At 43.5% G+C, this 26,288-nt stretch carries 24 protein-coding genes; 17 read left to right on the forward strand and 7 right to left on the reverse strand.

Annotated elements, in window-relative coordinates; genetic code table 11:
- Window positions 1-70: 70 nt before the first annotated feature.
- The 3 genes from D9603_RS07670 to yegQ all read right to left on the reverse strand — a co-directional run bounded on the left by D9603_RS07670 (window position 71) and on the right by yegQ (window position 3,148).
- Complete coding sequence (locus D9603_RS07670; RefSeq protein ID WP_128730855.1) at window positions 71-1,231, reverse strand: M23 family metallopeptidase; 1,161 nt, start codon at window positions 1,229-1,231, stop codon at window positions 71-73.
- Between the two features lie 301 nt (window positions 1,232-1,532).
- Entirely contained in the window at window positions 1,533-1,787 is a 255-nt protein-coding gene (locus tag D9603_RS07675) for a YfhL family 4Fe-4S dicluster ferredoxin (protein WP_125250620.1), read from the reverse strand.
- Window positions 1,788-1,789: 2 nt separating this feature from the next.
- Window positions 1,790-3,148 (reverse strand): tRNA 5-hydroxyuridine modification protein YegQ, encoded by a 1,359-nt coding sequence (yegQ, locus tag D9603_RS07680; RefSeq protein ID WP_128730856.1) that lies wholly within the window; start codon window positions 3,146-3,148, stop codon window positions 1,790-1,792.
- A 317-nt stretch (window positions 3,149-3,465) separates the two neighbouring features.
- Here yegQ and ndk point away from each other — a divergent pair, with 317 nt between their 5' ends.
- The 14 genes from ndk to D9603_RS07750 all read left to right on the forward strand — a co-directional run bounded on the left by ndk (window position 3,466) and on the right by D9603_RS07750 (window position 18,235).
- On the forward strand, window positions 3,466-3,897 hold the full coding sequence (gene ndk / locus D9603_RS07685; RefSeq protein ID WP_010377338.1) for a nucleoside-diphosphate kinase: 432 nt from the start codon (window positions 3,466-3,468) through the stop codon (window positions 3,895-3,897).
- A gap of 195 nt (window positions 3,898-4,092) precedes the next feature.
- On the forward strand, window positions 4,093-5,229 hold the full coding sequence (locus D9603_RS07690) for a bifunctional tRNA (adenosine(37)-C2)-methyltransferase TrmG/ribosomal RNA large subunit methyltransferase RlmN (RefSeq protein ID WP_128730857.1): 1,137 nt from the start codon (window positions 4,093-4,095) through the stop codon (window positions 5,227-5,229).
- A gap of 142 nt (window positions 5,230-5,371) precedes the next feature.
- Window positions 5,372-6,862, forward strand: coding sequence for a type IV pilus biogenesis/stability protein PilW (gene pilW, locus D9603_RS07695; protein ID WP_128730858.1), 1,491 nt, complete (start codon window positions 5,372-5,374; stop codon window positions 6,860-6,862).
- An 8-nt stretch (window positions 6,863-6,870) separates the two neighbouring features.
- Window positions 6,871-7,731 (forward strand): RodZ domain-containing protein, encoded by an 861-nt coding sequence (locus tag D9603_RS07700; protein WP_194086959.1) that lies wholly within the window; start codon window positions 6,871-6,873, stop codon window positions 7,729-7,731.
- Between the two features lie 5 nt (window positions 7,732-7,736).
- Entirely contained in the window at window positions 7,737-8,855 is a 1,119-nt protein-coding gene (gene ispG, locus D9603_RS07705; protein ID WP_125250615.1) for a flavodoxin-dependent (E)-4-hydroxy-3-methylbut-2-enyl-diphosphate synthase, read from the forward strand.
- A 136-nt stretch (window positions 8,856-8,991) separates the two neighbouring features.
- Window positions 8,992-10,269, forward strand: a complete 1,278-nt coding sequence (hisS, locus tag D9603_RS07710; protein WP_128730860.1) for a histidine--tRNA ligase — start codon at window positions 8,992-8,994, stop codon at window positions 10,267-10,269.
- 9 nt (window positions 10,270-10,278) lie between these two features.
- Window positions 10,279-10,896, forward strand: a complete 618-nt coding sequence (locus tag D9603_RS07715) for a tetratricopeptide repeat protein (protein WP_128730861.1) — start codon at window positions 10,279-10,281, stop codon at window positions 10,894-10,896.
- A gap of 9 nt (window positions 10,897-10,905) precedes the next feature.
- Complete coding sequence (bamB, locus tag D9603_RS07720) at window positions 10,906-12,087, forward strand: outer membrane protein assembly factor BamB (protein WP_128730862.1); 1,182 nt, start codon at window positions 10,906-10,908, stop codon at window positions 12,085-12,087.
- A gap of 73 nt (window positions 12,088-12,160) precedes the next feature.
- Window positions 12,161-13,630: a ribosome biogenesis GTPase Der gene (der, locus tag D9603_RS07725; RefSeq protein ID WP_125250611.1), complete on the forward strand. Its 1,470-nt coding sequence runs from the start codon at window positions 12,161-12,163 to the stop codon at window positions 13,628-13,630.
- 171 nt (window positions 13,631-13,801) lie between these two features.
- Window positions 13,802-15,145: a UDP-N-acetylmuramate:L-alanyl-gamma-D-glutamyl-meso-diaminopimelate ligase gene (gene mpl, locus D9603_RS07730; RefSeq protein ID WP_128730863.1), complete on the forward strand. Its 1,344-nt coding sequence runs from the start codon at window positions 13,802-13,804 to the stop codon at window positions 15,143-15,145.
- Between the two features lie 5 nt (window positions 15,146-15,150).
- Window positions 15,151-15,774, forward strand: coding sequence for a flavin prenyltransferase UbiX (locus D9603_RS07735; RefSeq protein ID WP_128730864.1), 624 nt, complete (start codon window positions 15,151-15,153; stop codon window positions 15,772-15,774).
- Window positions 15,775-15,780: 6 nt separating this feature from the next.
- Window positions 15,781-16,701 (forward strand): ABC transporter ATP-binding protein, encoded by a 921-nt coding sequence (locus D9603_RS07740; protein ID WP_125250608.1) that lies wholly within the window; start codon window positions 15,781-15,783, stop codon window positions 16,699-16,701.
- A 2-nt stretch (window positions 16,702-16,703) separates the two neighbouring features.
- Window positions 16,704-17,471: an ABC transporter permease gene (locus D9603_RS07745; protein WP_125250607.1), complete on the forward strand. Its 768-nt coding sequence runs from the start codon at window positions 16,704-16,706 to the stop codon at window positions 17,469-17,471.
- Window positions 17,472-17,569: 98 nt separating this feature from the next.
- On the forward strand, window positions 17,570-18,235 hold the full coding sequence (locus D9603_RS07750) for an SAM-dependent methyltransferase (protein ID WP_128730865.1): 666 nt from the start codon (window positions 17,570-17,572) through the stop codon (window positions 18,233-18,235).
- 156 nt (window positions 18,236-18,391) lie between these two features.
- Here D9603_RS07750 and D9603_RS07755 read toward each other — a convergent pair whose 3' ends face one another.
- Window positions 18,392-20,314, reverse strand: a complete 1,923-nt coding sequence (locus D9603_RS07755; protein WP_128730866.1) for an EAL domain-containing protein — start codon at window positions 20,312-20,314, stop codon at window positions 18,392-18,394.
- Window positions 20,315-20,779: 465 nt separating this feature from the next.
- On the opposite strand from D9603_RS07755, the gene panP reads away from it, so the two are divergent.
- The 3 genes from panP (at window position 20,780) to D9603_RS07770 (ending at window position 24,491) form a co-directional block, all read left to right on the forward strand.
- Entirely contained in the window at window positions 20,780-22,408 is a 1,629-nt protein-coding gene (gene panP / locus D9603_RS07760) for a pyridoxal-dependent aspartate 1-decarboxylase PanP (protein WP_128730867.1), read from the forward strand.
- 395 nt (window positions 22,409-22,803) lie between these two features.
- Complete coding sequence (locus D9603_RS07765; protein WP_128730868.1) at window positions 22,804-23,841, forward strand: sensor domain-containing diguanylate cyclase; 1,038 nt, start codon at window positions 22,804-22,806, stop codon at window positions 23,839-23,841.
- Between the two features lie 257 nt (window positions 23,842-24,098).
- Window positions 24,099-24,491 carry a VOC family protein gene (locus D9603_RS07770; RefSeq protein ID WP_128730869.1) on the forward strand — a complete coding sequence of 131 codons (393 nt, stop codon included), beginning with the start codon at window positions 24,099-24,101 and terminating at the stop codon, window positions 24,489-24,491.
- 425 nt (window positions 24,492-24,916) lie between these two features.
- Here D9603_RS07770 and D9603_RS07775 read toward each other — a convergent pair whose 3' ends face one another.
- From D9603_RS07775 to D9603_RS07785, 3 genes are all read right to left on the reverse strand, one after another.
- Window positions 24,917-25,273 (reverse strand): DUF2750 domain-containing protein, encoded by a 357-nt coding sequence (locus D9603_RS07775; RefSeq protein WP_170178637.1) that lies wholly within the window; start codon window positions 25,271-25,273, stop codon window positions 24,917-24,919.
- A gap of 11 nt (window positions 25,274-25,284) precedes the next feature.
- Window positions 25,285-25,863: a glutathione S-transferase family protein gene (locus tag D9603_RS07780; RefSeq protein ID WP_125250600.1), complete on the reverse strand. Its 579-nt coding sequence runs from the start codon at window positions 25,861-25,863 to the stop codon at window positions 25,285-25,287.
- Window positions 25,864-25,951: 88 nt separating this feature from the next.
- A complete protein-coding gene (locus tag D9603_RS07785) occupies window positions 25,952-26,233 on the reverse strand; it encodes a peptidylprolyl isomerase (RefSeq protein ID WP_125250599.1) in 282 nt (93 codons plus the stop codon).
- Window positions 26,234-26,288: the final 55 nt, after the last annotated feature.

A 26,288-nucleotide genomic window follows, 5' to 3' on the forward strand; every position in this document is an offset into this window, starting at 1 on the left:
AATTAAGCAAATTGGTATTAAAACAAATTTCACCCTAAGGGATAACAGCGGCTAGAGAACAAGTTATCACCTACTTATACAATGCTCTCCATGCACAGGTGCGGTAACCGTTTTTCTCAAAGTAGAAGCGGCTGCAATTATCGTCATAGTTGTAGTTACCAACGTCTATGCGATAGCCACTGATGTACCAATTATGAAGTGAAATATGCCCGCCATTATAGAGTAAAGAGAAGTGCACATGAGGGCCTGTTGATTGACCTCCTTGGCATAATGCTGTTGATTTGTCGTCGGCATAGCGGCCGAGCCACGCGCCTGCGGATACCACATCACCAGTATTATATTGGAGGCTTTCCATATGGTAGTACTGAGTTGAGTAGCCACTTGAGTGTGTTACTCGAATATTACATTGTGAGTAGCGCGTGACGGTACCGCCGTGTGCGGCTTGTACCCAAGGTGTATTACTACCCCAACCACCAGACCCATTATTAAAGTCCAATGAAGAGTATGGGTATCCAGATCCGGTATTCGAGTGTGCGCCACCACTATACCAAGCGTAACCTGAAGGCCAAGGAAAGTTGAGAGTGAAACTGGCGAGTGTGCCTACTTGTGAGTCTTTTGAGGCCGTAAAGTGTGAAGCGCTATCTTCCTTGAGTGCCAAAGATTCACCATTAAATAATGTCTGATAAACATTAAATAGTTGATTGACTGGCATACTAGTCAGATCAGCAAGGGCAACGGTGGCTTCATTTACTGCTGGAAAGGCTTGTAAGCCCATTTCAGTTTGAAGTTTTTGGAACGCGTAGTATCGACCACTTAAATTTAGCGCGATATCTTTAAGCTGCGCATCGAAGCCTGTTTCATGCGAGAGTTTTCCAAACGGTGCTAAATATGCCTCTGGCGTTGGCGTGCTAATGATGCCAGATGACATTTCCATTAAAGCGAGCAATAGCTTTGGATTGATACTGGCATAGCCTGCGTAATGCAAGATGACCTCAAGTTTATCGTTGAGATGGGGCGCAGTTGTATCAAGAGTTTGTTGCCAGTCAACATACTGCAGCGCGTTACTAAATAGAAATAGATCTGGGTTCACGGCCATCAGGCTGGTGATTGGTAAGCTACGAACATGCTCTGCAGTAAAATCAGGTAGCGAGATTGAGTCGTGTTGACCTGCTGCTGTAGCTTGGTGCGAAAGCAATGCGAGTATACATGCTGATAGGTAGTGGTGTTTCATGTTGTATCCTTTTTGTTTGTTTTTTGTTCAAGCTAAGTTATAACCAAGTGTAATTATTTTGTAAAATAAAAGTTTTTGACTGGGGTTTAACAAAGGGGGGGGGTTTGGCTCGAAGTGTTCGGACGAAACAAAAAGAATACATATATAACCGCTGGGGTTTGGGGTACCCAGTAGCGAGCGGATAGTCGTTTTATTACTGCCGTTAGTATCAGGCTCTTGCCGTCATTTCATGCGAGTATAGAGACCCAGGGTGTTTTTGAGGCGCGCACTGGTTGAAAAGAGAAAGTGAAGCCTTTAGGCTTCACGGATTTGGTTCAGTAAGGCGAAGATACTTTTCAGCCAGTTGATCTAGGCTTTCCTTATAATTTGGATCCGGCTTGATACAGTCTATTGGGCATACACTCACACAAGTTGGTGTATCGTAATGCCCCACGCATTCTGTGCACTTATCTGGGTCAATTTGATAAATTTTATCGCCCATATAAATGGCTTGATTTGGACATTCAGGGTCACACATATCACAGTTGATACATTTATCATTGATCAAAAGTGCCATGACTAAGCCTTTTTAAATGGGTTTCGTGTGTCCTCATCCTGACCTAAATTACGCATTAAAATCGCATGGTCTAAGTCAATATCTTCCGGCAATGGGATCTTTACAACATGGCCTGAGCCTTTAGCGTCATCAATGGTCTCACCTTTTTTATTTTCCATGTGTTCAAGGTTAAAGTGAATATTCCCTTTTGGTGTCATCAACTCAAGGCTGTGTCCTGTGCAGAACTTGTTCTTTACGTCGATTTCAACTAAGCCATTGTTTGTGCGACCTAGCACTTCACCGACAAATTGTTGTTTATCTGAGATAGAGTGGCCGTAGTCGTAGTTTTGGTAGTCCTGATGTACATGACGCTTTAAGAAGCCTTCGGTGTAGCCTCGGTGAGCAAGATTCTCTAGAGTTTTCATTAAGCTGGGATCAAATGGCTTACCCGCCACTGCATCATCTATGGCTTTACGATAAACTTGAGCGGTACGTGCAACGTAATAGAAAGATTTGGTACGACCTTCAATTTTAAGGCTATGTACGCCCATACGAGTCAGCTGGTCAACATACTGTACAGCACGTAAGTCTTTGGAGTTCATGATGTATGTGCCGTGTTCATCCTCAAACGCTGGCATATATTCACCTGGACGGCCTTGCTCTTCGAGCATAAAGACTTGGTCGGTTGGCTGGCCTTCACCCAAAGTAGGAATAATGGCCTTTGGATCCACTTTATGCACTACGTCACCGGTTTCGTCTTCTTGACCTGGCTTTACGTCGTAACTCCAGCGACAGGCATTGGTACACGTTCCTTGGTTTGGATCGCGCTTATTGATGTAACCAGATAACAAACAGCGCCCAGAGTATGCCATGCACAGTGCCCCATGGACAAACACCTCAAGTTCTGTTTCTGGGCAAAGCGCACGGATCTCTTCTATTTCTTGTAGTGATAGTTCACGAGAAAGAATTACGCGCTCAATTCCTTGTTTGGCCCAAAATTGTACCGCAGCATAGTTGACTGCATTAGCCTGTACAGAAAGGTGAATAGGCATATCAGGCCACTTGTCACGTACGAGCATAATTAGCCCAGGATCGGACATGATAAGCGCATCTGGTTTCATCGCGATGACGGGTTCAATATCACGTAAGTAGGTCTTTACTTTGCCATTATGCGGCGCAATATTTGACACCACATAAAGCTTTTTATTCTGCTGGTGGGCTTCATTGATACCTATCTCAAGGTTCTCAAGGTCAAATTCGTTATTACGCACTCGCAAACTATATCTAGGTTGTCCGGCGTAGACGGCGTCGGCACCGTACGCAAAAGCGTAACGCATATTCTTTAAACTGCCGGCTGGAGAGAGAAGTTCTGGTACAAACATGGTTTACCTCATACATTGAACTGATTACGGGTCAGCTGTTGAGTGATTTCGTGCGCTGATTCTAAAAAGCGGCGCAGTATAGAAGAAAGCCTGTAAAATAATTTTGATGTAGATCAGGTTTTTCGATGTTGTCTGTGAAGCAAATAGATTTCCCTGTCAGCTGGGCTGTAGCGGTGAATTATGGACGTTTATTGATATTAAATTGACTAAACTTCTTTATCTTCTCAAAGAAAGCGGTGTGAGATAGTAGGTTTTTTCTACCAAACAACGTATAATTCGCGCCCGTTAATATTCACAACAATATTTTGGAGCAAAAGATGGCTTTAGAGCGTACTTTTTCAATCATCAAGCCTGATGCGGTAGCTAAAAACCACATCGGTGCTATCTACAACCGTTTTGAGTCTGCTGGTCTTAAAATCGTTGCATCAAAAATGGTTCACCTTTCTCAAGAGAAAGCTGAAGGTTTCTACGCAGAGCACAAAGAGCGTCCTTTCTTTGGTGCACTAGTTTCTTTCATGACTTCAGGCCCTGTAATGGTTCAGGTTCTTGAAGGTGAAGATGCAGTTCGTAAAAACCGTGAAATCATGGGTGCTACTAACCCTGCAGAAGCGTTAGCTGGTACACTACGTGCTGACTACGCAGACAGCATCGACGAGAACGCTGTACACGGTTCTGACGCACCAGAGTCTGCTGCTCGCGAAATCGCTTACTTCTTCGCTGAAGAAGAAATCTGCCCACGTACTCGTTAATTCGAGACTTGGTGCCAAAAAAGGGCTTTCGAGCCCTTTTTTTGTCCCGCAGCTAAGCTGCGGAATAAGCGTGCTTTGTAAAGTAATCACACTACTTCACAAAACACGTTTCATTATTTGTGATGTTTGCTGCTTTTTTGTACAATGCTCAGTTGGCAATTAAGCTGTTTTTACCGTCTATAACCGAGGTTGTTCATGACCACTATTGAGAAAAAAATTAACTTACTTGATTTAAATCGCGAGGGGATGCGCGAGTTATTTGCATCATATGGCGAAAAGCCGTTTCGCGCGGATCAGGTGATGAAATGGATTTATCATTTTGGTATCGATAATTTCGATGAGATGAGTAACTTAAATAAAAAGCTTCGTGCACGTTTGCAGGCTGAGTGTGAGATTAAAGCGCCTGAAATATCAGTAAAGCAAGAGGCTTCAGATGGCACCATCAAATATGCACTGTTACTCGAAGGCGGCCAAGAAGTTGAAACCGTGTGGATCCCAGAAAAAGATAGAGCCACACTGTGTGTATCTTCTCAGGTTGGCTGTGCGTTGGAATGTACTTTTTGCTCAACGGCGCAGCAGGGCTTTAACCGTAACTTAAAAGTGTCTGAGATCATAGGCCAAGTTTGGCGCGTGGCAACCGACATTGGTCTACATAAAGGTGATAGCACTAAGCGCCCAATTACTAACATCGTGATGATGGGTATGGGTGAGCCTCTGTTAAACCTCAATAACGTTGTACCAGCGATGGAGCTGATGATGGACGATTGGGCGTTTGGCCTATCCAAGCGCCGCGTCACGCTCAGTACATCAGGCGTGGTACCTGCGCTTGACATCTTGAAAGAAAAAATAGATGTGGCACTTGCAATTTCACTACATGCACCAAATAACCCACTTCGCGATGTGCTTGTACCAATCAATAAAAAGTATCCAATTGAAGAGTTCTTAGCGGCATGTCGCCGTTATATTGATGGCTCAAAGGCGAATAAAGATGTCACCATTGAGTATGTAATGCTGCAAGATGTTAATGACAGCACGGATCATGCCCATGAGTTAGTAAAAGTGCTTAAAGGCACGCCATCAAAGATTAACTTGATCCCGTTCAACCCGTTCCCTGGTAACGAATATGGCCGCTCTAGTAATAGCCGTATCGATAGATTCTCGAAAGTGTTACAAGCGGCTGGACTGACTTGTATTGTGCGTCGTACTCGTGGCGATGATATTGATGCTGCATGTGGTCAGTTGGTTGGTGATGTTGTGGATAGAACCAAGCGTCTAGCCAAGAAAAAGCAACGTGATGACAACGCCATTACTGTCAATGTGAGTGCACAATAACAAATAATGAGCTGGCTTGGGTCAGCTCATTTCATCTGAGTCTCAGATAAGTTCTGGTTATCTTACAAAAAATGGGTGAATCTCGTAGCCTTTTGGGTAATATAGTGCAGATATAAAACCCAGTGGCATTCAAAGGTGAGTGATGCAATCGCGAAATTATCGCAAAACAGGATTGGCTGCATCCATTCTCGCAGGTGCGAGTTTAGTTTTGTCAGGTTGTGTGACGGAGCGCAGCTATCGTGCTGATGGCCGTCCAGTAGCCGAGCAGCAAGTCAATAACACCAATGCTGCTAGAACTCGTATCGCGCTTGCACTTCAATATCTCAATTCAGGTAATACTACATCAGCGAAGTTTAATCTTGAGCGCGCGTTGCAACTCGCGCCAAAGCTGGCAGAAGCACATTATACACTGGCCTATTACTATGAGCAGGTGGGAGAGCAACAGCGTGCCGACAATGCGTACCAAGCGGCATTGGATATTGAACCTGATAATCCCGATACGCTAAATAACTATGGCACGTTTTTGTGCCGAGTAGGGCAGTACGATAAAGCTAATGCGTACTTTTTTAAGGCAATTGAAGTGCCAAGTTATCTTAGAGTAGCAGCCAGTTACGAAAACTTAGCATTATGTGCTTTGAAGCAAAATGAATATTTACTTGCTGAGGACTATTTGCAAAGCGCTATTAAGCATAATGCGCAGCAGATCTCTTCACAGCTGGCTTTAGCCGGTCTGTATTATGCGCGCAGTGACTTTTTGCGAGTCGAAGATATTCTAGAAAGTATTGAAAAGCGCGGTTTTGTTTCTCCCAGAAGCCTGATGCTTGGCCACCTTGTTCACATGCAAATGGGACATTTACAAAAAGCGCAGGACTTAGCAACCACGTTAGTGCAAAGCTATCCAAAGTCAGCGCAGGCGGCCTTGATATTAACTGACAATACTGTGGCGAGTGAGTTTGAACGACTGAGGAATCGATACCGAGAAGCGCAGCTTAACAAGTTGGCTGGTGCGTCACCCAGTCATATCGTTGCAAATCCAAAGATAAAAATTAAACGTAAAAAAACGCAACGCAAATCAACGCCTATATTCACTGCTGATTCACCTGTAGAGACTAATAATTTTGCGCCAGTAGCAAAACCTGAGGTAGTTAAAAATTCTCCAGCGATAACTACGTCATTGCGCTCTGATGAGCAAGTTGAGTTTTACCAACCAAATCCTGCAGATGTCACCTTTAGTGAAATGCCAAAGGAACGTCATGTAACGACAGCAGCGGCAACTAACATTTCCATACCGCTGCTAAACAGTGAAATAACACCACCAAAGGTAGCGTTTCACACGGTTATAGCAGGTGAAAACCTATTTAGTATTTCTGTAAAATACGACATTAAAATGGTCGATTTGATGCAGTATAATCAAGTGCGTGAATCTGCAAGGTTAGTTGCGGGTCAAAAGGTGTATCTAAATAATCCCAATGTGATCCATAAAATCGCTGTGGGAGATACTTTGCTCAGCGTAGCCGATCGATATGGTGTGTTGATCGATGAAATTATGCGATGGAATAAGCTAACTCCTGACGTGGCGCTGCAAGCAGGCCACGGATTATTAATAGTAGACCCAACAAATTACGTTTTATGAACCAAAATATGAAAGAGCAAGAAGCACCTGAACAAGAGCAGCCTTCAATCGGGCAAACTTTGGCGACTGCAAGACAAAACGCTGGGATCAGTTTTGCTGAGATTGAATCACGTCTAAAGATGACTCATGCCCAACTCACCAAGCTCGAGCAGGACGATTATCAAGATTTAGGGCCTGAAACATTTGTGCGTGGTTATATTAAAAACTATGCCGCATTGCTCGGACTAAATCCGGTAGAGGTACTGGCTATGTACCAATCCCCAGTGGTACCGCCGCAGAAAAAACGAATGCAAAGCTTTTCGCGTCGTACGCACAAAGAGGCACACGATAGCCGTTTAATGATGGTGAGTTATATCGTGCTTGCTATTGTGTTGGGATCCTCAGCGTTGTGGTTTTGGCAGACCAATACTTCGGAGCCTGAAAGCGCTCAAGAAAGCGCGATCACCACAATTGAAGCACCAGAGCTTGAAGTAACAAGCGATCAAGAAGAGATACAAAACGACGAGCCAGAACAGTCTGAGAGTACAGGTGCGCTAGAAGAGCAGCCAACAAGTACGCTTGAGGTGGCGACATCAACGCCTGCCCAGAGCAACCCGAAAGAGCAGACTAAACGCGCGCCAGGGATCAGCACGGTGGTGATGTACTTTAATGAAGAAAGTTGGGTTGAAATGTTTGATGCAACCCAAGAGCGCGTGGCATTTGGGGTTAAAAAAGCAGGATATACCATGACAGTTGAAGGGAAAGCCCCTTTTTCTGTTATACTCGGCAAGCATCGGGCCGTAGAGGTCACACTTGATGGTAAACCTGTGACCTTGCCAGAGTTCACTAAAAACCGTCTAGCCAAATTTAATTTACCGTTAGCAGAGTAGTCAGCATGTTTTCAGAACCACCTATTAAGCGTAGAAAGTCAACGAGGATCTATGTCGGTAATGTGCCTATTGGTGATGGCGCACCGATAGCGGTGCAATCGATGACGAATACTAACACCCTAGATGTCGATGCAACGGTGGCGCAGATAAGAGCTATCCAAGATGCGGGCGCTGATATCGTTCGCGTTTCTGTGCCGACCATGGATGCCGCTGAAGCATTCAAAAGCATTAAAGCACAAGTAGACATTCCACTGGTGACAGACATTCATTTCGACTACCGCATCGCTTTACAAGTTGCCAAGTATGGCGCGGACTGTCTGCGGATCAACCCTGGCAATATCGGTAGTGAAGACAGGATCCGCGCTGTGATTGACGCCGCTGGTGAACACAATATTCCTATTCGAATTGGGGTCAATGGCGGGTCACTTGAGCGAGACTTGCAAGAGAAGTACGGTGAGCCAACACCTGAGGCTTTACTTGAGTCCGCGATGCGTCACGTTGAGATTCTTCAGCGTCATAACTTCGATCAGTTTAAGGTATCGGTAAAAGCGTCAGATGTGTTTCTGGCGGTGGGCGCTTATCGTCTACTCGCTAAAGAAATCGATCAGCCACTACATTTAGGGATCACAGAAGCTGGTGGCTTTAGAGCCGGTTCAGTGAAGTCGGCAGTGGGTCTTGGCATGTTGTTGGCTGAGGGGATAGGTGACACCCTGCGCGTTTCTCTTGCTGCTGATCCAGTACAAGAGATAAAAGTTGGCTTCGATATCCTTAAATCGCTGCGTATCCGTTCGCGTGGTATTAACTTTATCGCTTGCCCAAGCTGTTCAAGACAAGAGTTTGATGTGGTCAACACCATGAATCAACTTGAAGAACGTCTAGAAGATATCACTACGCCAATTTCGGTGTCGGTGATAGGGTGTGTGGTAAATGGCCCTGGTGAAGCATTAGTGAGTGATTTAGGTCTTGCAGGTGCAAATCGCCGCTCAGGGCTTTACATTAATGGTGAACGTCAAAAAACACGTATTGATAATGATGATATTGTTGCTCAGCTTGAATCTCAAATTAGAGAGTATGTAGAGAAAAAAGAGAGCGAAGAAAAAATCGATGTAAAAATCATCGACTGATACGGATGTAATCGTTAAGATAAGCGAATTTTCAAGCTTTATACAGGTACGCAAACAATGCTACCTGAGCATGTGTTTAAGCAATAGCATCAACCAACACATATTGGCTGATGGCAAAGAATAATTAGGGTTTTCAGTGACAAAACAACTTCAGGCAATCCGTGGAATGAATGATTGTCTGCCAGGCGATACACAAATCTGGCAGAAAGTAGAATCGGTATTAAAAGAAACTGTGGCTGCGTTTGGCTACCAAGAGATCCGTTTTCCAATCGTTGAATCGACTGATCTATTCAAACGCTCTATTGGTGAAGTGACCGATATTGTTGAAAAAGAAATGTATACCTTTGATGATCGTAACGGCGACAGCTTAACGCTACGTCCTGAAGGGACGGCTGTGTGCGTACGTGCTGGTAATCAACATGGTTTACTGTATAACCAAGAGCAGCGTCTTTGGTATATGGGGCCAATGTTCCGCCATGAGCGGCCGCAGAAAGGTCGTTATCGTCAATTTCACCAATTTGGTGTTGAAACTTATGGGGTCGCAACGCCTGATATTGATGCTGAAGTGATCTTAATGACGGCGCGCCTATGGCAGCAATTTGGTATTCAAGAGCACGTCAAGCTTGAGCTTAATTCATTGGGCTCTAACGAAGCCCGAGCTGAATATCGAGATGCTTTGATAGCTTATTTAGAACAGCATAAAGCGGTACTTGATGAAGACAGTTTGCGTCGTATGTACACTAACCCGCTTCGAGTACTTGATAGCAAAAACCCAGACATTCAGGCAGTTTTAGTCGATGCGCCAAAGCTCTCTGAGTATTTAGACCAAGAGTCGCGTGAACATTTTGCGAATTTATGTGAACGTTTAGACGCAGCTGGCGTCGAATACCAGGTTAATGAAAAGCTGGTACGTGGCCTAGACTACTACAACCGTACTGTATTTGAGTGGGTAACAACCAGTCTTGGTGCTCAAGGTACTGTGTGTGCCGGTGGACGTTACGATGGCTTGGTTGAACAGCTAGGTGGAAAAGCGACACCGGCTGTCGGTTTTGCGATGGGTATCGAGCGTCTTGTGTTAATGTTACAAACATTAGAGTGTGTTGGTGAAATCCGCCGTAATGCTGATGTTTATGTAGTTGCTATGGGTGACAAAGCGGCAATCCAAGCTCCAGTAGTAGCGCAGCAGCTACGAGATGAGGTTGCAGGACTTCGCGTGATGGTACATTGCGGTGGGGGCAACTTCAAAAAGCAATTTAAACGTGCAGACAAAAGTGATGCAGTCGTGGCATTAGTGCTAGGCGAAGATGAACTGGCGCAAGGCAAAGTGACTGTAAAATATTTGCGTGAAGAGAAAGAACAAATCACCTTACCGCTTGCAGAAGTAAAAGCACTGCTTGCAGAGTTGGTAAGCTAAGAGGTTAGAATGGAAATTTATTCAACAGAAGAGCAACAAGAAGAAGCAATAAAGCGATTTTTCCGCGAGAATGGTACAACCCTAGTGATAGGGGCTGTATTGGGGTTAGGCGGATTATACGGTTGGAAAGCCTATAATCAGAGTCAGATTGACACCGCAGAAGCGACATCTGAAGCCTACAGCCAAATCGTGGAAAGTGATGACATACTTGCAAAAAGCGAAGCATTTGTTGCAGATAATGCTGATTCTAACTATGCCGTATTAGCCGCATTTGTTGCTGCAAAAGAGGCAATTGAAAAGAATGACTTAACATTAGCCGCAGACAAATTAACTTGGGCTGCTGAAAATGTAAATAATGCTGAGCTCAAAGCAACGGCATTACTTCGATTAGCACGTGTTCAGGCTTCTCAAAAGCAGTACGAGCAGGCGCTAGCAACGTTAGCAAAACCGATGCCTGAGGCATTCAAAGCACAGCAATCAGAAATCCAAGGCGATATTTACCTAGCGCAAGGTGAGCAAGATAAGGCACGTGACGCTTATCAGTCAGCACTAGAAGCGGCAACAGGTAATAATAACCCCATGCTGCAAATTAAACTGGATGATTTAGCACAAAAGACAACGGTTTAAGGAGTTGCCATGAAGAAGTTAACTATGGCCTCTTTGGCTCTATGTGTGGCAGCACTTACGGCTGGGTGCTCATCAAATGATGACGAAGAAGAACTGATACTGCCTGAAATCAATAACCAGTTTGAAGCGAATATTGTGTGGCAAGAGGGCGTTGGTGACGGTGTAGAGCATTATTTCTCTCATCTTGCCCCTGTGAGCTACCAAACAACGGTCTTTGCTGCTGCTCGAGAGGGTATAGTCACCGCGTTTGACGTCGAGACAGGTAAAGAAAAATGGCAAGTTGATGTGCGTAAAAATACCAGCTTTTGGCCATGGGAAGACAGTGACAGTGCTAAGTTGTCAGGCGGTATTACCCAAGCATATGGTAAGCTGTACATCGGCTCTGAGCATGGACAGGTTTTTGCCTTAGACCGTGAAACCGGTGAAGTGGTGTGGCGTAAATCAGTACCTGGCGAAGCGCTTTCTGCCCCTTCTGCTGGGGATGGCCTGCTATATGTTAACTTAGGTTCAGGTAAACTCGTTGCTTTACACCCTGATACAGGTGAAGAACGTTGGCACTACGAACAAGAAGTGCCAGCACTGACCTTGCGTGGTTTAAGTTCGCCAACCAGCGCCAATGGCGGTGTACTTGTTGGTGAAGAAAGTGGCAAACTGACGGCATTAATCGCCGAGAATGGCTTTACGGCTTGGAGTGCTGATGTTGCGATAGCAAAAGGTGCTTCAGAGTTTGAGCGTTTGGTTGATGTAGACACTAAGCCTGTCGTGAGTGGCGCATATGTGTATTCTATCGCCTATAATGGTAAACTAGTGGCTATTGATGTTCGCAGCGGTAACGTAGTATGGGATCGTGAGTACAGTAGTTATCGCGACTTAACGCTAGACCTAGATGTTATTTATTTGGTTGACAGTGACGGGGTGTTATACGCCCTAGACAAAAACTCAGGTATTGAACGTTGGACACAAGCTGCTTTGCGTGGCTGGTATCTTACTGCCCCAACAGTTGCAGGCAATTATATCGTGGTCGGTGACCAAGAAGGTAATTTACATTGGTTGGATAAAAACTCAGGAGAGCTAGTATCTCGTACTGAGTTTGATGATTCTGGGTTTTATATTGAGCCAATCGTCGTTGATGACAAGGTATTTGTATATACGCGAGATGGTGAACTTAGCGCAGTTCAAATTCCAAAATAACCTTCTGAATTTTGAATATTTTATGGGGCTTCGCTTTCGCGAAGCCTTTTGTTGTTTATAAAAGAGGTAGTCTATGCTTCCTGTGATCGCTCTGGTTGGGCGACCTAATGTGGGTAAATCCACACTATTTAATCGTTTAACACGTACTCGAGACGCGTTAGTTGCTGATTTCCCAGGCCTCACTCGTGACCGCAAGTATGGCCAAGCAAATTACGAAGGCTATGAGTTTATCGTGGTGGACACGGGTGGTATTGATGGCTCAGAAGAAGGCATTGAAACTGAAATGGCTGAACAATCTCTGCTGGCAATTGAAGAGGCGGATATTGTGCTATTTTTGGTTGATGCACGAGCAGGCATGACTGTTGCTGATCAAGCAATTGCACAGCACCTTCGTAAACAGCAGAAAAAGTGCTTTGTCGTGGCTAACAAGACGGATGGTATTGATGCAGACTCCAATTGTGCAGAGTTTTATCAATTAGCATTAGGCGATGTACAGCAAATAGCAGCAGCACATGGCCGTGGTGTCACTCAACTACTCGAGTTAACCTTGCAGCCAGTCATTGCAGAGCTTTCTTTACAAGAAGAAGCCGTGGCGCAAGATGATGAAGACATTGCGGAACTTTATCTTGAAGATGAGGAAGTTGAAGCTGGCAAAACTGGCTTTGAAGACAAGCCTGTAAAACTTGCGATTATTGGACGCCCAAATGTTGGTAAGTCGACACTGACAAATCGGATTCTAGGCGAAGACCGAGTGATAGTGTACGACATGCCAGGTACGACACGAGACTCAATTTACATCCCAATGACTCGCAACGACAAAGAATACGTACTGATTGATACCGCAGGTGTACGTAAACGCAAGAAAGTCAGCGATGTTGTTGAGAAGTTTTCTGTGATAAAAACATTACAGGCAATTGAAGACGCAAATGTAGTTTTGCTAGTTGTTGATGCTCGTGAAGGGATCTCTGATCAAGACTTAAGCTTGCTTGGCTTTGCTCTGAATGCGGGTCGTTCATTGGTGATTGCAGTGAACAAGTGGGATGGTCTTGATGACTACGTAAAAGAGCGGATCAAAACAGAGCTAGACCGAAGACTGGGTTTTGTTGATTTTGCACGATTACACTTTATTAGCGCGTTGCATGGCACCGGTGTTGGTCACTTGTTTGAGTCTATCGATGAAGCCTACGAGTCGGCAACTAAACGTGTGAGTACAGCAATGTTGCGTCGCATTATGGATATGGCGCAGGCTGATCACCAGCCACCGTTGGTGCGTGGTCGTCGTGTGAAGCTGAAGTACGCACACGCAGGTGGTTATAACCCTCCGCGTATTGTTATCCACGGTAACATGGTGCACGAACTGCCAGATAGTTATAAACGTTACCTAATGAACTATTATCGCAAGGCTTTAAATGTGATGGGAACGCCAATTAAAATTGAGTTCCGCGAAGGGGACAACCCGTACGCAGGCCGTTCAAATAAAATGACGTTATCACAAAAACGCAAGTTACGTGCGTTTGCAAAAGAAAATCGTAACAAGTCTTAAACTATTTGGGCCGAACGATTGTTCGGCCCAACCTTTCTGTATAACCTCAATCTTGCAGCCCTCAGCAAGACCAGAATAATACTGGTGCAATAGATTCAACAATAAAGTCAGCCACCGATAAGCTGAGTATGTTAATCTAGCTAAAAATGAAAAATAAAGAATGCGAATGCTATGCACGTACATATTTTAGGGATATGCGGCACCTTTATGGGTGGTATTGCCGCTATAGCGAAGTCTTTAGGTCACAAAGTTACTGGCTCAGATCTCAACGTTTATCCACCAATGAGCACCCAGCTCGAAGCACTTGGCATTGAGCTTACTCAAGGCTATGACCCACAGCAATTAGTTGATGCTCAGCCTGATGTGGTGGTCATCGGCAATGCCATGAGTCGCGGTAACCCCTGTGTTGAATATGTGCTGGAAAAAGGGCTTTATTATACGTCAGGCCCTGAATGGCTTCGAGAAAATGTACTAAGAGAGTCTTGGGTACTCGCTGTTGCTGGTACACACGGAAAAACGACTACCGCAAGTATGCTGGCTTGGGTGCTCGAATATGCTGGGTTACGTCCAGGGTTTTTAATCGGCGGGGTGGTTCAAAACTTTGGGGTGTCTGCGCGTACTTCGGACACACCATTTTTTGTCATCGAAGCAGACGAATATGACACCGCATTTTTTGATAAGCGGAGTAAGTTTGTTCATTATTTACCGCGTACACTAATCTTGAATAATCTAGAATATGATCATGCGGATATTTTTCCCGATTTAAACGCCATTCAGACGCAATTCCATCATCTTATTCGTACGCTACCGAGCCAAGGTAAAGCCATCTATCCTGCCGACGATAAGGCATTGCAAGAGGTGATAAATAGAGGATTTTGGAGCTTGCAGGAATCCCTTGGCAAAGAATGGTCGTATAACCTCATCAAAGCAGATGGCTCTAGTTTTACGGTACTGTTTGAAGGAGAAGAAAAGGGTGTAGTTAACTGGCAGGCCATCGGTGAACACAATGTCAAGAATGCCATGGTGACGATTGCAGCCGCAAGACATGTTGGGATCCCAATAGAAGTAAGTATTGAAGCGCTAGGCCAGTTTATCTCACCTAAACGACGCATGGAGTGTAAAGGAGAAGTCAACGGAGTGACGGTTTATGATGATTTTGCTCATCACCCCACCGCTATCGCAACGACACTTGCAGGGCTTCGAGCAAAAGTAGGTGATGCACCCATCATTGCGATTTTAGAGCCGCGCTCAAACACCATGAAGCTTGGGGTGCACCAAGAGACTTTAATGCAGTCATTAGCAGTAGCAAATGAGGTGTATTTGTTTGAGCCTGAAGGCTTGTCTTGGTCGTTAAAAGTACAGGCTGAAAGTGCTGGACGGCGGTGCTTTGCTAGTGTCGATGAAATTGTTACACAGGTTGTTGCAAATCAAGCGCCGAATCAACATGTTTTAGTAATGAGCAACGGCGGCTTTGGTGGTATTCACGATAAATTATTAACTGCATTAAAAAAGTAATTTGTATGTCAGAACAAACATTTAAAGGGCCAATTACATTGGCATTCAGTGGTGCCTCAGGTGCACCTTACGGACTGCGGTTGTTAGAAGTATTAGTGTCGTTAAACTATCAAGTTTATGTGTTAATCTCTAGCGCAGCTCGAGTGGTTTTGGACACCGAGTCAAATGTAAAGCTATCTGGTAATGAGCAAAAAGCGAGCGAGCAGCTACAAACGCTATTCGCAGCCAAACAACAGCAAATACAAGTGTTTGGCAAAGATAATTGGTTTAGCCCTGTGGCATCTGGCTCGGCGGCACCAAAACAAATGGTGGTATGCCCATGTAGTGCAGGAAGTGTTTCAGCCATTGCGTTGGGAGCATCTGATAATTTATTGGAGCGTGCCGCTGATGTTGTGATCAAAGAGCGAGGACAGTTGATTTTAGTGCCTCGTGAGACGCCTTTTAGCCCAATCCATCTTGAAAACATGCTTAAATTAAGCCGTTTGGGCGTGACGATTATGCCAGCCGCGCCAGGGTTCTATCACCAGCCACAAAGTATTGAGGATTTAGTCGACTTTATGGTGGCGCGAATTCTAGATCATCTGAACATCGAACATACTTTAGCAAAACGCTGGGGTTATGGAGAATAACAAAATATGACAATAGCACTGAACATCGAAGGATTAAAAAAGGTCTATAGTAACGGCGTCGAAGCAGTGAAAGGAATAGACTTACAAGTACAAGAGGGTGACTTTTTTGCTTTGCTTGGCCCTAATGGCGCCGGAAAATCAACAACAATTGGCGTTATCGCTTCACTGGTAAATAAAACCCAGGGCCGTGTTGAGGTATTTGGCCACAGTATTGATACCCATTTAGAAGACGCAAAATCTAACTTAGGGCTTGTGCCGCAAGAGTTTAACTTCAGTCAATTTGAGACGCTAAATCAGATTTTAGTGACACAAGCAGGCTACTATGGTGTGCCAAGAGATGTTGCACATCAACGAGCAGAAAAGTACCTCAAGCAGCTTGGACTGTTTGACAAAAAAGATAAGCAAGCTCGTACCTTGTCTGGTGGCATGAAACGTCGCTTGATGATTGCCAGAGCGTTGATGCACGAACCAAAGCTACTTATTTTAGATGAACCAACAGCTGGTGTTGATATTGAACTACGTCGCTCAATGTGGGATTTCTTACGTGAAATAAACCAACAAGGGGTGACGATTATCTTAACTACCCACTATTTAGAAGAAGCTGAGTTACTGTGCCGCAATATTGCGATTATCGATAAAGGCACCATAGTAGAGCATACAACTATTAAGGCATTACTTGCTAAGTTAGATAAAGAAACCTTTGTACTAGACCTCAAGTCTCCCATCAAGCCGGTGACGTTAGATGGTTATCAGTTTACTCGTGTTGATGATCATACGATTGAAGTCGAAGTTGCTAAGTCACAGGGGCTCAATGGGGTCTTTTCACAGTTAACGCAGCAGGGGAATCAAGTATTGAGTATGCGCAACAAGGCTAACCGATTAGAGGAGTTGTTTGTGGGTCTATTAGAGCAGGGCAGAGGGGTATAATCGTGCTGAAATACGGCGTCGCGTTAAAAAGTATCTGGATAAAAGAGTGTATTCGCTTTTTGCGAATTTGGGTGCAAACTTTAGTACCTCCTGCGATCACAATGACGCTTTATTTTGTGATTTTTGGTAGCTTGATAGGTTCTAGGATCGGCGAGATGGGCGGCTTTAGCTACATGGAGTTTATTGTGCCTGGCCTTATTATGATGTCGGTTATTACCAACTCTTACTCTAACGTAGCTTCTAGTTTTTATTCTACTAAGTTTCAAAAAAGTATAGAGGAATTATTGGTTGCCCCAGTACCTAATTATATTATCGTGCTCGGCTACATGGGAGGTGGAATGGCCAGAGGCATGCTGGTCGGGTTAATCGTCACCATTGTGAGCTTATTTTTTGTTGATATCCAGATACACAATCTTGCGGTGATTATTATCACAGTGATCTTAACCTCTGCGGTGTTTGCCTTGGGAGGGCTTATCAATGCGGTATTCGCCAATAGCTTTGATGACATCAGTATAATTCCCACTTTTGTACTTACTCCGCTTACCTATCTGGGAGGAGTGTTCTACTCCATCACCTTGCTACCTGAGTTTTGGCAAGGCGTATCGCAGATAAACCCAATAATCTACATGGTTAATGCATTTCGCTTTGGCTTTTTAGGAGTCTCTGATGTAAATATCGGGGTGGCCTTTACAGTACTTGGCATCTTTATCTGTGGTTTATTCCTATTAGCGCTTAATTTGATTAAACGTGGTGTTGGGCTTAGGCACTAAGTGCGCTTGCGCTTAAATGGAGTGCTGTAAATGGTGGCAGCACTCTTGACTAATTTCAGGTAAAATCACCACAATTTCTTCCAAATTATCGATAGGTTATGACAGAAGCAAACTCTCGTAGTATTACCACTAATCAGCAAGGGCTGCATGAAAAGCTCGATGAAATCGTCACAAAACATTTAAAAGCTGAATTCAAAAAGCCGATAGCAGTGCACACTCAACGTGCTTTTGATGAGGTAAATAAACGAGTTCAGGTATTTGATGGACCCATTATTTTGGATTCGTGCTGTGGAGTAGGAGAAAGTACCGCGAACCTTGCTAAGCGCCACCCTGAAGCGCTTATAATTGGAATTGATAAGTCTTCCCATCGCCTTGAAAAGCATGACGTAGAATATAAACAATCCGACGAAGGACAATATATTCTGGTACAAGCTGACTTAAATGATTTTTGGCGACTTGCGCTGCAAGCTAAATGGCAACCTAGCCACCATTACTTGCTCTATCCAAATCCTTGGCCAAAGGCTAAGCATATTCAAAGGCGTTGGCATGGCAGCGCTGTATTTCCCTATATTGTAAAATTAGGTGGCCAGTTAGAGCTACGTAGTAATTGGGATATCTATGTTAAAGAGTTCGCCAGAGCGCTTGAATTAAGCGGTGTTTCTGCACATGTTGAAGCTTACGAAAACGAGCAACCAATCACGCCTTTTGAGCGTAAGTATTGGGCAAGTGGGCAGTCGAGTACGCGCTTGTTGGCACAGGTTTAATGTCCAGCAATGCGATTAAATCAACATAATTCAACCTAGGCTTGGTTGTTTTGTGAGGCAAGAAAATTTTGGCGATGATAACGCCGCTTTCGTGTCCTGTTATCGTCAAGATTTACTCAGTCAAATTGAGAAGTATTAAGATTAATGGTATTCATATCAAAGGTGGCCACTTGCCTTGCCTACCCAGCTTCCCTCTAATCGCGCCACTCCAGCTTCTTCTAGTTGTTTAGCCTGGCGACTCGTGGTCACACATGGGACAATCAGGTCAATGCGACGAGTGTTGCAGTGGTCAGCCAAGTAGGCGACGGAGCTCATTAGCATCTCGTCATCACTGAGCTGTTCACAAATACTTTTCTCGAGGCAAATTGCGTCGAGTGGTAATTTCAATATTCTGTTTATTGTAAGAAAGCCGCTATTCACGCCGCTGACAGCAACATTGGCACCTTTAGCTTTTAGGGACTGCATCATTAAGTTCATGTCGCTAAAATTCTTTAGTACATCACTCTCATCAAACTCAAACGTGATAAGTTGAGGTTGCGGGTATCGTCGCAATATTTGACTGATATACTCAAAATATTCAGGATCAGCTATTTCTGCATGACTGAGTTGAATGCTCCAGGCATGGTTTGATTTTCTAAATCGAGTAACACATAGCTCAAGTAATTTCATACTAATTTGCGCGCGTAACTTGGGTTGCTTCATTACCGGATAAAAGTGCTCTGCATCAATAATTGCACCTCGCTCATTGAGAATACGAGCGCTGCACTGATATTGAATATTGTTGTGATCATGACAGGCCTTTCTGGGAGTAAAAAAGGGTATGATCCGATCTGATTCACACGCGCTTTGCAATAATCTTGTTAGGTGTAAGTTCTTTGATTGTTGCTGTGGGTTTATTTGTAACTGCGAGTCAAAATAACAAATCTGAATATTTTGTTGTTGTGCTTGTCTAAGCGCTAAAAAGGCATTCTCTAGCAACAAGGCACAGTTGCCTTTGGCAACGCCTGCGCACAAATTTACATACAGATGCGGCGCATCATAGATAGGTTTGGCGCAAGGAAAGGACTCAGTTAAATTGGCAAGGTAATGCTCGCTATTCTCAATACTCGTCACCAAGGCTATTTTAGATGTTGTTAGGCGATACACTTCAAATGGATGAGTAAATTCTGAGAAGTAACTCATTACTTTAGCCATTACATTATCCCCAACCTCTGTACCATAAAAGCTTATGATATCCTCCAGCTCTTTGACCCAGACAACACTTAAGCACAAATGTTGAGATTTAGAATGTTTGAGTGCTTGCTCCAAGGCAATTCGATTGCCAAACCCTGTTCGGTTATCACTCGTCAGAGTTTTCTTGTAGTACATAAAATATAGGCTGACGACAACCAAAAACATGATAAAGAAAAAGCTTGCATCAACTGCTGCATCTATCACACTCTCATTGAGCCTACTCTCAAGGTCATGAATAGTAATATCTGCGCCTGCAATATAAGTTGTACCATCTGGAAGCACAAAAGGAATGAATACACTTTTAAAATGACCCCATTTATCTTTCGCTACTTCAAAGACCGGCTCCGTTGAGTGAAAGGCACTTTTTAACGTTACAGAAGCTTCAGAGTAGATGTCTTGATAACGAGTGAGGCGTTTTAATTTGAGGTCTTCGCGAGTATAGCTTGATGCCGTAAAATGGACGTTAGGCGCTTTTAGCACCATAGTGTAAACATATTCTACGTTCAATGCGTTTGCAAGCTCAGTCAGGGCATGGCTTTTTTGTTTGAATTCAGCAGCTGTAATGCTATCGAGAGAGCTGTGATAACCTTTGCCAACCATCACGTTTGCGCTGGTGGCTGCGTTGATAAGTTGCGCATCAATACTAGCCATAATGTCACGTCGTGTATCATAGTAGTTTGCAACAACGTAAATGGATAAAGCAGCTAAGAAGATCAACGATGCTAAAGCGAGCCACGCAACTGGTAATCTTGGGGTATAACTGGTCAGTCCCAATAATTGCGAGATTTTGGTCGACTCTCGCACTTTATTAGCTTTGAGTGGCTGAGCGATACTCCGAGTATTCATGATAATCCTTTATCCACCGATTCACTTGGTGTAAACGACGAAATACCGTTTCGGATTCAGGTGGTGTTGCCTTGTTACATAATATAAACAATACATCATAAGTTAATCACATGAAAAGAAATTGAGCAAAAAAGTTCCGCATTGATATTCTGCAAAATGTATTGTTGTCGAATAGGAGCTGGTCTACTCATAAAAGCTGAATGAGCATGACATTTTATACCTTATTTGTACCTGAAAAGTAAAATGAAAACGACAAATTTGAGCTCTAGCCTTCATTGAACTTTCGCTGGTTTTTCATAAAATTGTCAATGTTTCATGAATTTTGGCGCGACAATAGAAGACAATTCCTTTTCTTTACAGTAAAGTTAGCCATTTCATAGATCACAATCTCTTGTGTTATTGGCATTGCTCTAGTCTATTTTGATGGGAGAGTGTTAGTACACCTTTTGATGTTAGGTAGTATTGATGGGTCCAAAGCGTTGCGCCGTTGCCTCTGAAGAAAGCTTAATGCGTATATTTACAGTGCCTGAGGCACCTGATTCAACTTTGAGCAGAATCGAGCAAGAAATCTCGAGTAACTTGGCTGGTTTTTTGAATGAAAACATAGCTGCAATCGAGAAGCCACTTCATGAAGTTGAAAAAGACTTTCAGTCCGCACAGATCCCTGAAGTGCCAATGTTTGTCTCCGATTATGCTCAAGATATTATGGAGCAGCTAGTTGCGCATTCTGTGCATACTGCAGCGCCTAGTTTTATCGGGCACATGACCTCCGCGTTACCACACTTTGTACTGCCACTGTCCAAGTTAATGGTAGGGCTGAATCAAAACTTGGTAAAAATAGAAACCTCAAAAGCATTTACGCCACTTGAGCGCCAAGTACTTGGGATGGTTCACCATCTTGTCTATGGCAATAACGATACTTTCTACAATAAATGGATGCATAGTGCCAAAACCTCCTTAGGTGCCTTTTGCTCAGGAGGCACTATTGCAAATATCACTGCGCTTTGGATTGCACGCAACCGCTTATTAAAAGCGGACGGTGATTTTAAGGGGATTGGCGCATCCGGTATAGTTGCCGCGATGCTGCACTATGGCTACAAAGGATTAGCCGTACTGGTGTCTGAGCGTGGTCATTATTCATTAGGGAAAGCGGCTGATGTGCTAGGTATTGGGCGCGATAACTTCGTTTCCATCAAAACATCAGCTGATAACAAAGTTGATGTCAGTGCGATGCGACAAAAAGCACATGAATTGGAATCCCAAGGCATTAAAGTATTAGCGCTTGTAGGGGTCGCTGGCACAACAGAAACTGGTAATATTGACCCGCTAGAGGATATGGCTGATCTAGCTGAAGAGCTAGGTTGCCACTTTCATGTGGATGCCGCATGGGGAGGGGCAACATTACTTTCTAATAATTATCGTCACCTTCTCAAAGGGGTGGAGCGTGCTGACTCGATCACCATTGATGCGCATAAGCAGATGTACGTGCCTATGGGGGCTGGGATGGTGATTTTTAAAGACCCCGCAGCATCTGATGCGATTGAACATCATGCTGAATATATATTGCGAAAAGGCTCAAAAGACTTAGGAAGTCATACGTTAGAGGGGAGCCGGCCCGGTATGGCGATGCTTGTGCACGCATGTTTACGAGTGATTGGCCGTCAAGGTTATGAAATGCTCATTGACAAAGGCATTGAAAAAGCACGCTATTTTGCTGAATTGATCAAACAGACACCTGATTTTGAGCTCATCTCAGAACCAGAGCTTTGCTTGCTTACTTACCGATATGTTCCGGAAGCAATTAAATTGGCAATAGAGCAAGCGGATGAGCAAGAGAAGATAGACATTTATGCAGCCTTAAACAGATTCACTGCAAGTATGCAAAAGCGGCAACGTGAAGCCGGGCGCTCGTTTGTATCACGGACACGTTTGACTCCAGAGCAATATGAGCGTCAACCTACGGTTGTATTTAGGGTGGTATTAGCGAACCCGCTAACCTCCGAAGCCATGTTGACCGATATTATGGAAGAGCAGCGACAATTAGCTAAAACGGATCCGGTTTTCAAAAAATACCTCGCGAAATATATTAATTAACTTGAGGTTTGGATAGGGAATGGGCTAACAAATTGTTTTAAAGTTACGCTAAATTACTTCCCTATCTAATCAACACCTTTCGGCGACAGAATTGCGCTTGCGTCCTGTGATTAGCATAGTAACTATACCTGGTTGGCAACGTGAATTTACATACAGGTAGTTATTCAGAGTCAATTCAACACGGTTTACGCTTAAATATCTCTTTTAAAAGTATATAACTATCAGGGTTTTAGGTTGAATAGTCTGAACTTAAATTCTATGACTGACCAAAAAATATGGCTTACCCGAGCACACTGAAGGTGATTGGGTTGTATTACCACCAAGTTACTACAATTTGATTGGCTATTTGACTTGATTGGTATTAATCTAACTAAAAAGAGTCTACTCTTCGTATTATGTTGAAGAACTTTAGCAATGTAACCCAACGCCTCAGACGACTTAGCTCACAGGAGTTAGATGTATCTGGCACTTTTCAGAGCTTTCTGCTCGATTTACTTGATGAAGGTAAGCAGACCTTGAAGGTCGCTCGTGTGTCAGTATGGTTGTTTGATGACCTTGATAAGCCTTCAGAGTTAATCAATGTTGCTAATACTGATTGGTCTGGTAAAACACTTCCAGAACAGCTTCCAACACTTCAATATGAAGACTTTGCTGCTTATTTTACAGCGATTAACAGTGGTCGCTCTATTGATGCGAATGATGCAACAACAGATCCAAGAACCTGCGAATTTCACGATATTTATTTAGTCCCTCACAACATAAAAACGATGCTGGATACCGTTATTTTTAAAAATGGAATACCTCATGGTGTAGTGTGTTGTGAAGGGGATAAGATCCGTACCTGGCACAAAGATGAAATTGCATTTGCAGAAATGATTGCAGATTGCTGTAGCCGCCGCTTGTTAGTTAAAGCGCTATGGCAACTGCAATCACAACTAACAGAGCTGGCATTTAAAGACCCACTCACGGGGCTGAGCAATCGACGCTTTTTGATGGATAGTGCAAAGCGAGAAATGAGCCGTCACGCCCGCTTTGAGCACCCTTTTAGTCTGATGATGCTGGATATTGATCATTTTAAAAAGATAAATGACAACTATGGCCATGAAACAGGGGATTTAGTATTAAAACATTTTGCTGAAATTTGTGTTAACACGCTAAGACTAGAAGATTGTATGTGTCGCTTAGGCGGTGAAGAGTTTGTGGTACTATTGCCAAACACATCGATAAACTCAGCAATGATTATCGCTGAACGCCTAAGAAATGAAATAGAGCAAGCCCGAATAGCGACGCCAGCAGGAGAGATTAGCGTTACCTCAAGTTTTGGTGTTGCACAAGTCAATACCAGCTTACCGTTTAGCCATGCGCTGAAAGCAGCTGATCATGCCGTGTATCAAGCCAAAGCGGAAGGCCGAAATTGCGTGGTTCCAGTATAATAATCCCTGCTCTTTTTTGATACTTATTTTAAACAGGTCGACTAGGTGATTCCTGCGTTAAAGTTTTTATCCAATCTGTTTTTGCTTAGGTCGCCCTGTTAATAGCATACGATCATGTAAATCTTGCACAAAATTTTCTTACCTCAAAATAGACCACTTAATTAAGATAATTGGTATTAAACTGATTTTACCTTGCCCAATATTTGTGCTTAAGTTATAAAAGGTTACGATTTTGTGTATAGCGGAGTGGGGAATCTGTGTTTGTTAAAACGGTGATATACGTAGATAGCGTTGAAGAAGTGCTAGACTTTTACTATCAAGCGTTTGGTCTGAGCACTTGTGACATGACCGATGATGGCGACTACGGCGAATTAGACACAGGTGAAGTTAAATTAGCATTTGCAAGCCACCCTTTAGCACAATCTCAATTCAAACAAGACTACATTCGTTGTCACCCAAAGCAACCCGCACTGGGCTTTGAAATTACCTTAAGCTGCGTTAATGTACCTGAATGCTATGACAAAGCTGTGGAGGCTGGTGCAGAGCCATTAAGTGCTCCAAGCCAAAAAGGGAGTGTGACACAAGCTTATGTTAGAGCAATAGAAGGGACGCTGGTCGCTCTGGTATCAAAAACATCTACCAATGAGTAATACTAATTAATTCTAATACAGACTCAATTTGAAGGAGTAAATCTGAGTTTACCTGCGTTAACAATCTATTATTTAGAAATAATAACCTGATAGAGATGGTAACTTGTTCTCTAGCAGCTGTTATCGACAAGATGTTCTCGTCTCAAATCAAAACAGCAAGCTAAATTAAGCGAATTGGTATAAAAAGCGTGGTGTAAATTGACGAGGCGCATATCAAGCTAGTACTAATACCAATTTGACTTAACACTTACTCAATTTGAAGGAGTAAACCTGACGCTAACAGCGTTAAAAATTTCTTATTTAGAACAACTAAATAGCAAAATTTTTGTCTGGTTATCGACAAGATTTTCTCGCCTCAAAATAGACCACTTAATTAAGCAAATTGGTATAATGCGCCCATGGCTATAGCTGCGTGAATCGTTATTTTATTCAATATCAACTAATAAGCGTGCAAGACCAACTGGTTCAATTTCAATACAGACATTGTCATCATTCCAGTTAAGGCCAACCAAAGCATCATCTTCTTTTAAATCTAGCACCCATTCGTCTAGGAAACTTTCAATATCTATGCTCATTGGTGAAAATTCGCTCCACTCATCACGGCACTGTGCTTGCGCTTTTTCTTCACTATCCCACAAAAGCAATACATCGGTTTCGTCGAACTGGTTAGAGTCAACTACAACCATGCCACCATCGCTTGAGCTGAGTGCCCAAACACTTTCAGTATTTTTTACTTGTCCAATAAAATCACTGACTTCTGAGCCAATTTCTTCTTCATTCATTATCGTCGTTCTCAATTTCGTGGATCTGTTTTCTGGGCAATAGGCTGATGTTGTAAGCGGTCATGAAAAGCCACTAGATTATCATAATCACTCAGGTCGATAAGTTCTCTAAAGAGAACCCAGTCAAGTAGGCAGTATAAACTTATTTGCAGATAATCACAGTGTAAAAACGTATCGCTTGTACATGCTTCGTTTAATGTGTGAAGTGTGTGACCAATTCGTTCACGTTGCAGATTAAAAAAGAGTTTATCTTGTTCAATATCGAAGCCGGAGCGTTTGCTAAGTAACAGTTCAATCAGTGAGTCACTGCACGCATTGATTAGTATTAACCAGTTCTCTTGATCCCAGCTAGGCACTGGAAGCTGGTACTTTTCACGTAGATAACGGATGATAAGATTGGAGTCGCAGACAAGTTGTGTATCGTCTAGTAGAAATGGTATTTTTCTGGCTGGGTTGTATTGTACTAACTCGTTGTGACCTTCTGGCGAAAAAATATCTATATGATGATAGCTTAATTCTATTTGCTTAGTCGCCGCCCACATTCTGATCCGACGGGCGTAAGGGCTGGTATTTGAGCCTATGAGTTTCATGCCATTATTCCTTAAACTGACGTTCTGTTGCTATTGCAACAAGCGGTGTGAGGAATAATGGCGAAACTCATATGATTTCGCAAGTGTATTAGTCGTTACGGCTGGTCACTTCTAATAAGTGATATCCAAACTGGGTTTGCACAGGGCCTTGTACCTGGTTAATTGGCGCTGAAAAAACGACCTTGTCAAACTCAGGTACCATCATGCCGGGGCCAAACTCTCCCAACGCACCACCATCTTGACCTGAAGGGCAGTTGGAGTACTGTTTAGCTATTTCTGCAAAATCCTCCCCTGCGGCGATTCGTTCTTTTAGCTCCAAGCATTGCGCTTCACTATCGACTAGGATATGCCTTGCACTAGCGATTGCCATAATTTCTCCAATGATTAATTGTTATTCATACTTTATTCTAATCTAGGCAGATAGA

Source organism: Pseudoalteromonas sp. PS5 (assembly GCF_004103255.1).
Classification (GTDB): domain Bacteria; phylum Pseudomonadota; class Gammaproteobacteria; order Enterobacterales; family Alteromonadaceae; genus Pseudoalteromonas; species Pseudoalteromonas peptidolytica.

Coding starts and splice junctions, on each gene's coding strand:
- D9603_RS07670 (WP_128730855.1), bottom strand. CDS start 1,231: ATGAAACACCACTACCTATCAGCATGTATACTCGCATTGCTTTCGCAC.
- D9603_RS07675 (WP_125250620.1), bottom strand. CDS start 1,787: ATGGCACTTTTGATCAATGATAAATGTATCAACTGTGATATGTGTGAC.
- yegQ (WP_128730856.1), bottom strand. CDS start 3,148: ATGTTTGTACCAGAACTTCTCTCTCCAGCCGGCAGTTTAAAGAATATG.
- ndk (WP_010377338.1), top strand. CDS start 3,466: ATGGCTTTAGAGCGTACTTTTTCAATCATCAAGCCTGATGCGGTAGCT.
- D9603_RS07690 (WP_128730857.1), top strand. CDS start 4,093: ATGACCACTATTGAGAAAAAAATTAACTTACTTGATTTAAATCGCGAG.
- pilW (WP_128730858.1), top strand. CDS start 5,372: ATGCAATCGCGAAATTATCGCAAAACAGGATTGGCTGCATCCATTCTC.
- D9603_RS07700 (WP_194086959.1), top strand. CDS start 6,871: ATGAAAGAGCAAGAAGCACCTGAACAAGAGCAGCCTTCAATCGGGCAA.
- ispG (WP_125250615.1), top strand. CDS start 7,737: ATGTTTTCAGAACCACCTATTAAGCGTAGAAAGTCAACGAGGATCTAT.
- D9603_RS07715 (WP_128730861.1), top strand. CDS start 10,279: ATGGAAATTTATTCAACAGAAGAGCAACAAGAAGAAGCAATAAAGCGA.
- bamB (WP_128730862.1), top strand. CDS start 10,906: ATGAAGAAGTTAACTATGGCCTCTTTGGCTCTATGTGTGGCAGCACTT.
- der (WP_125250611.1), top strand. CDS start 12,161: ATGCTTCCTGTGATCGCTCTGGTTGGGCGACCTAATGTGGGTAAATCC.
- mpl (WP_128730863.1), top strand. CDS start 13,802: ATGCACGTACATATTTTAGGGATATGCGGCACCTTTATGGGTGGTATT.
- D9603_RS07735 (WP_128730864.1), top strand. CDS start 15,151: ATGTCAGAACAAACATTTAAAGGGCCAATTACATTGGCATTCAGTGGT.
- D9603_RS07740 (WP_125250608.1), top strand. CDS start 15,781: ATGACAATAGCACTGAACATCGAAGGATTAAAAAAGGTCTATAGTAAC.
- D9603_RS07750 (WP_128730865.1), top strand. CDS start 17,570: ATGACAGAAGCAAACTCTCGTAGTATTACCACTAATCAGCAAGGGCTG.
- D9603_RS07755 (WP_128730866.1), bottom strand. CDS start 20,314: ATGAATACTCGGAGTATCGCTCAGCCACTCAAAGCTAATAAAGTGCGA.
- panP (WP_128730867.1), top strand. CDS start 20,780: ATGGGTCCAAAGCGTTGCGCCGTTGCCTCTGAAGAAAGCTTAATGCGT.
- D9603_RS07765 (WP_128730868.1), top strand. CDS start 22,804: ATGTTGAAGAACTTTAGCAATGTAACCCAACGCCTCAGACGACTTAGC.
- D9603_RS07775 (WP_170178637.1), bottom strand. CDS start 25,273: ATGAATGAAGAAGAAATTGGCTCAGAAGTCAGTGATTTTATTGGACAA.
- D9603_RS07780 (WP_125250600.1), bottom strand. CDS start 25,863: ATGAAACTCATAGGCTCAAATACCAGCCCTTACGCCCGTCGGATCAGA.
- D9603_RS07785 (WP_125250599.1), bottom strand. CDS start 26,233: ATGGCAATCGCTAGTGCAAGGCATATCCTAGTCGATAGTGAAGCGCAA.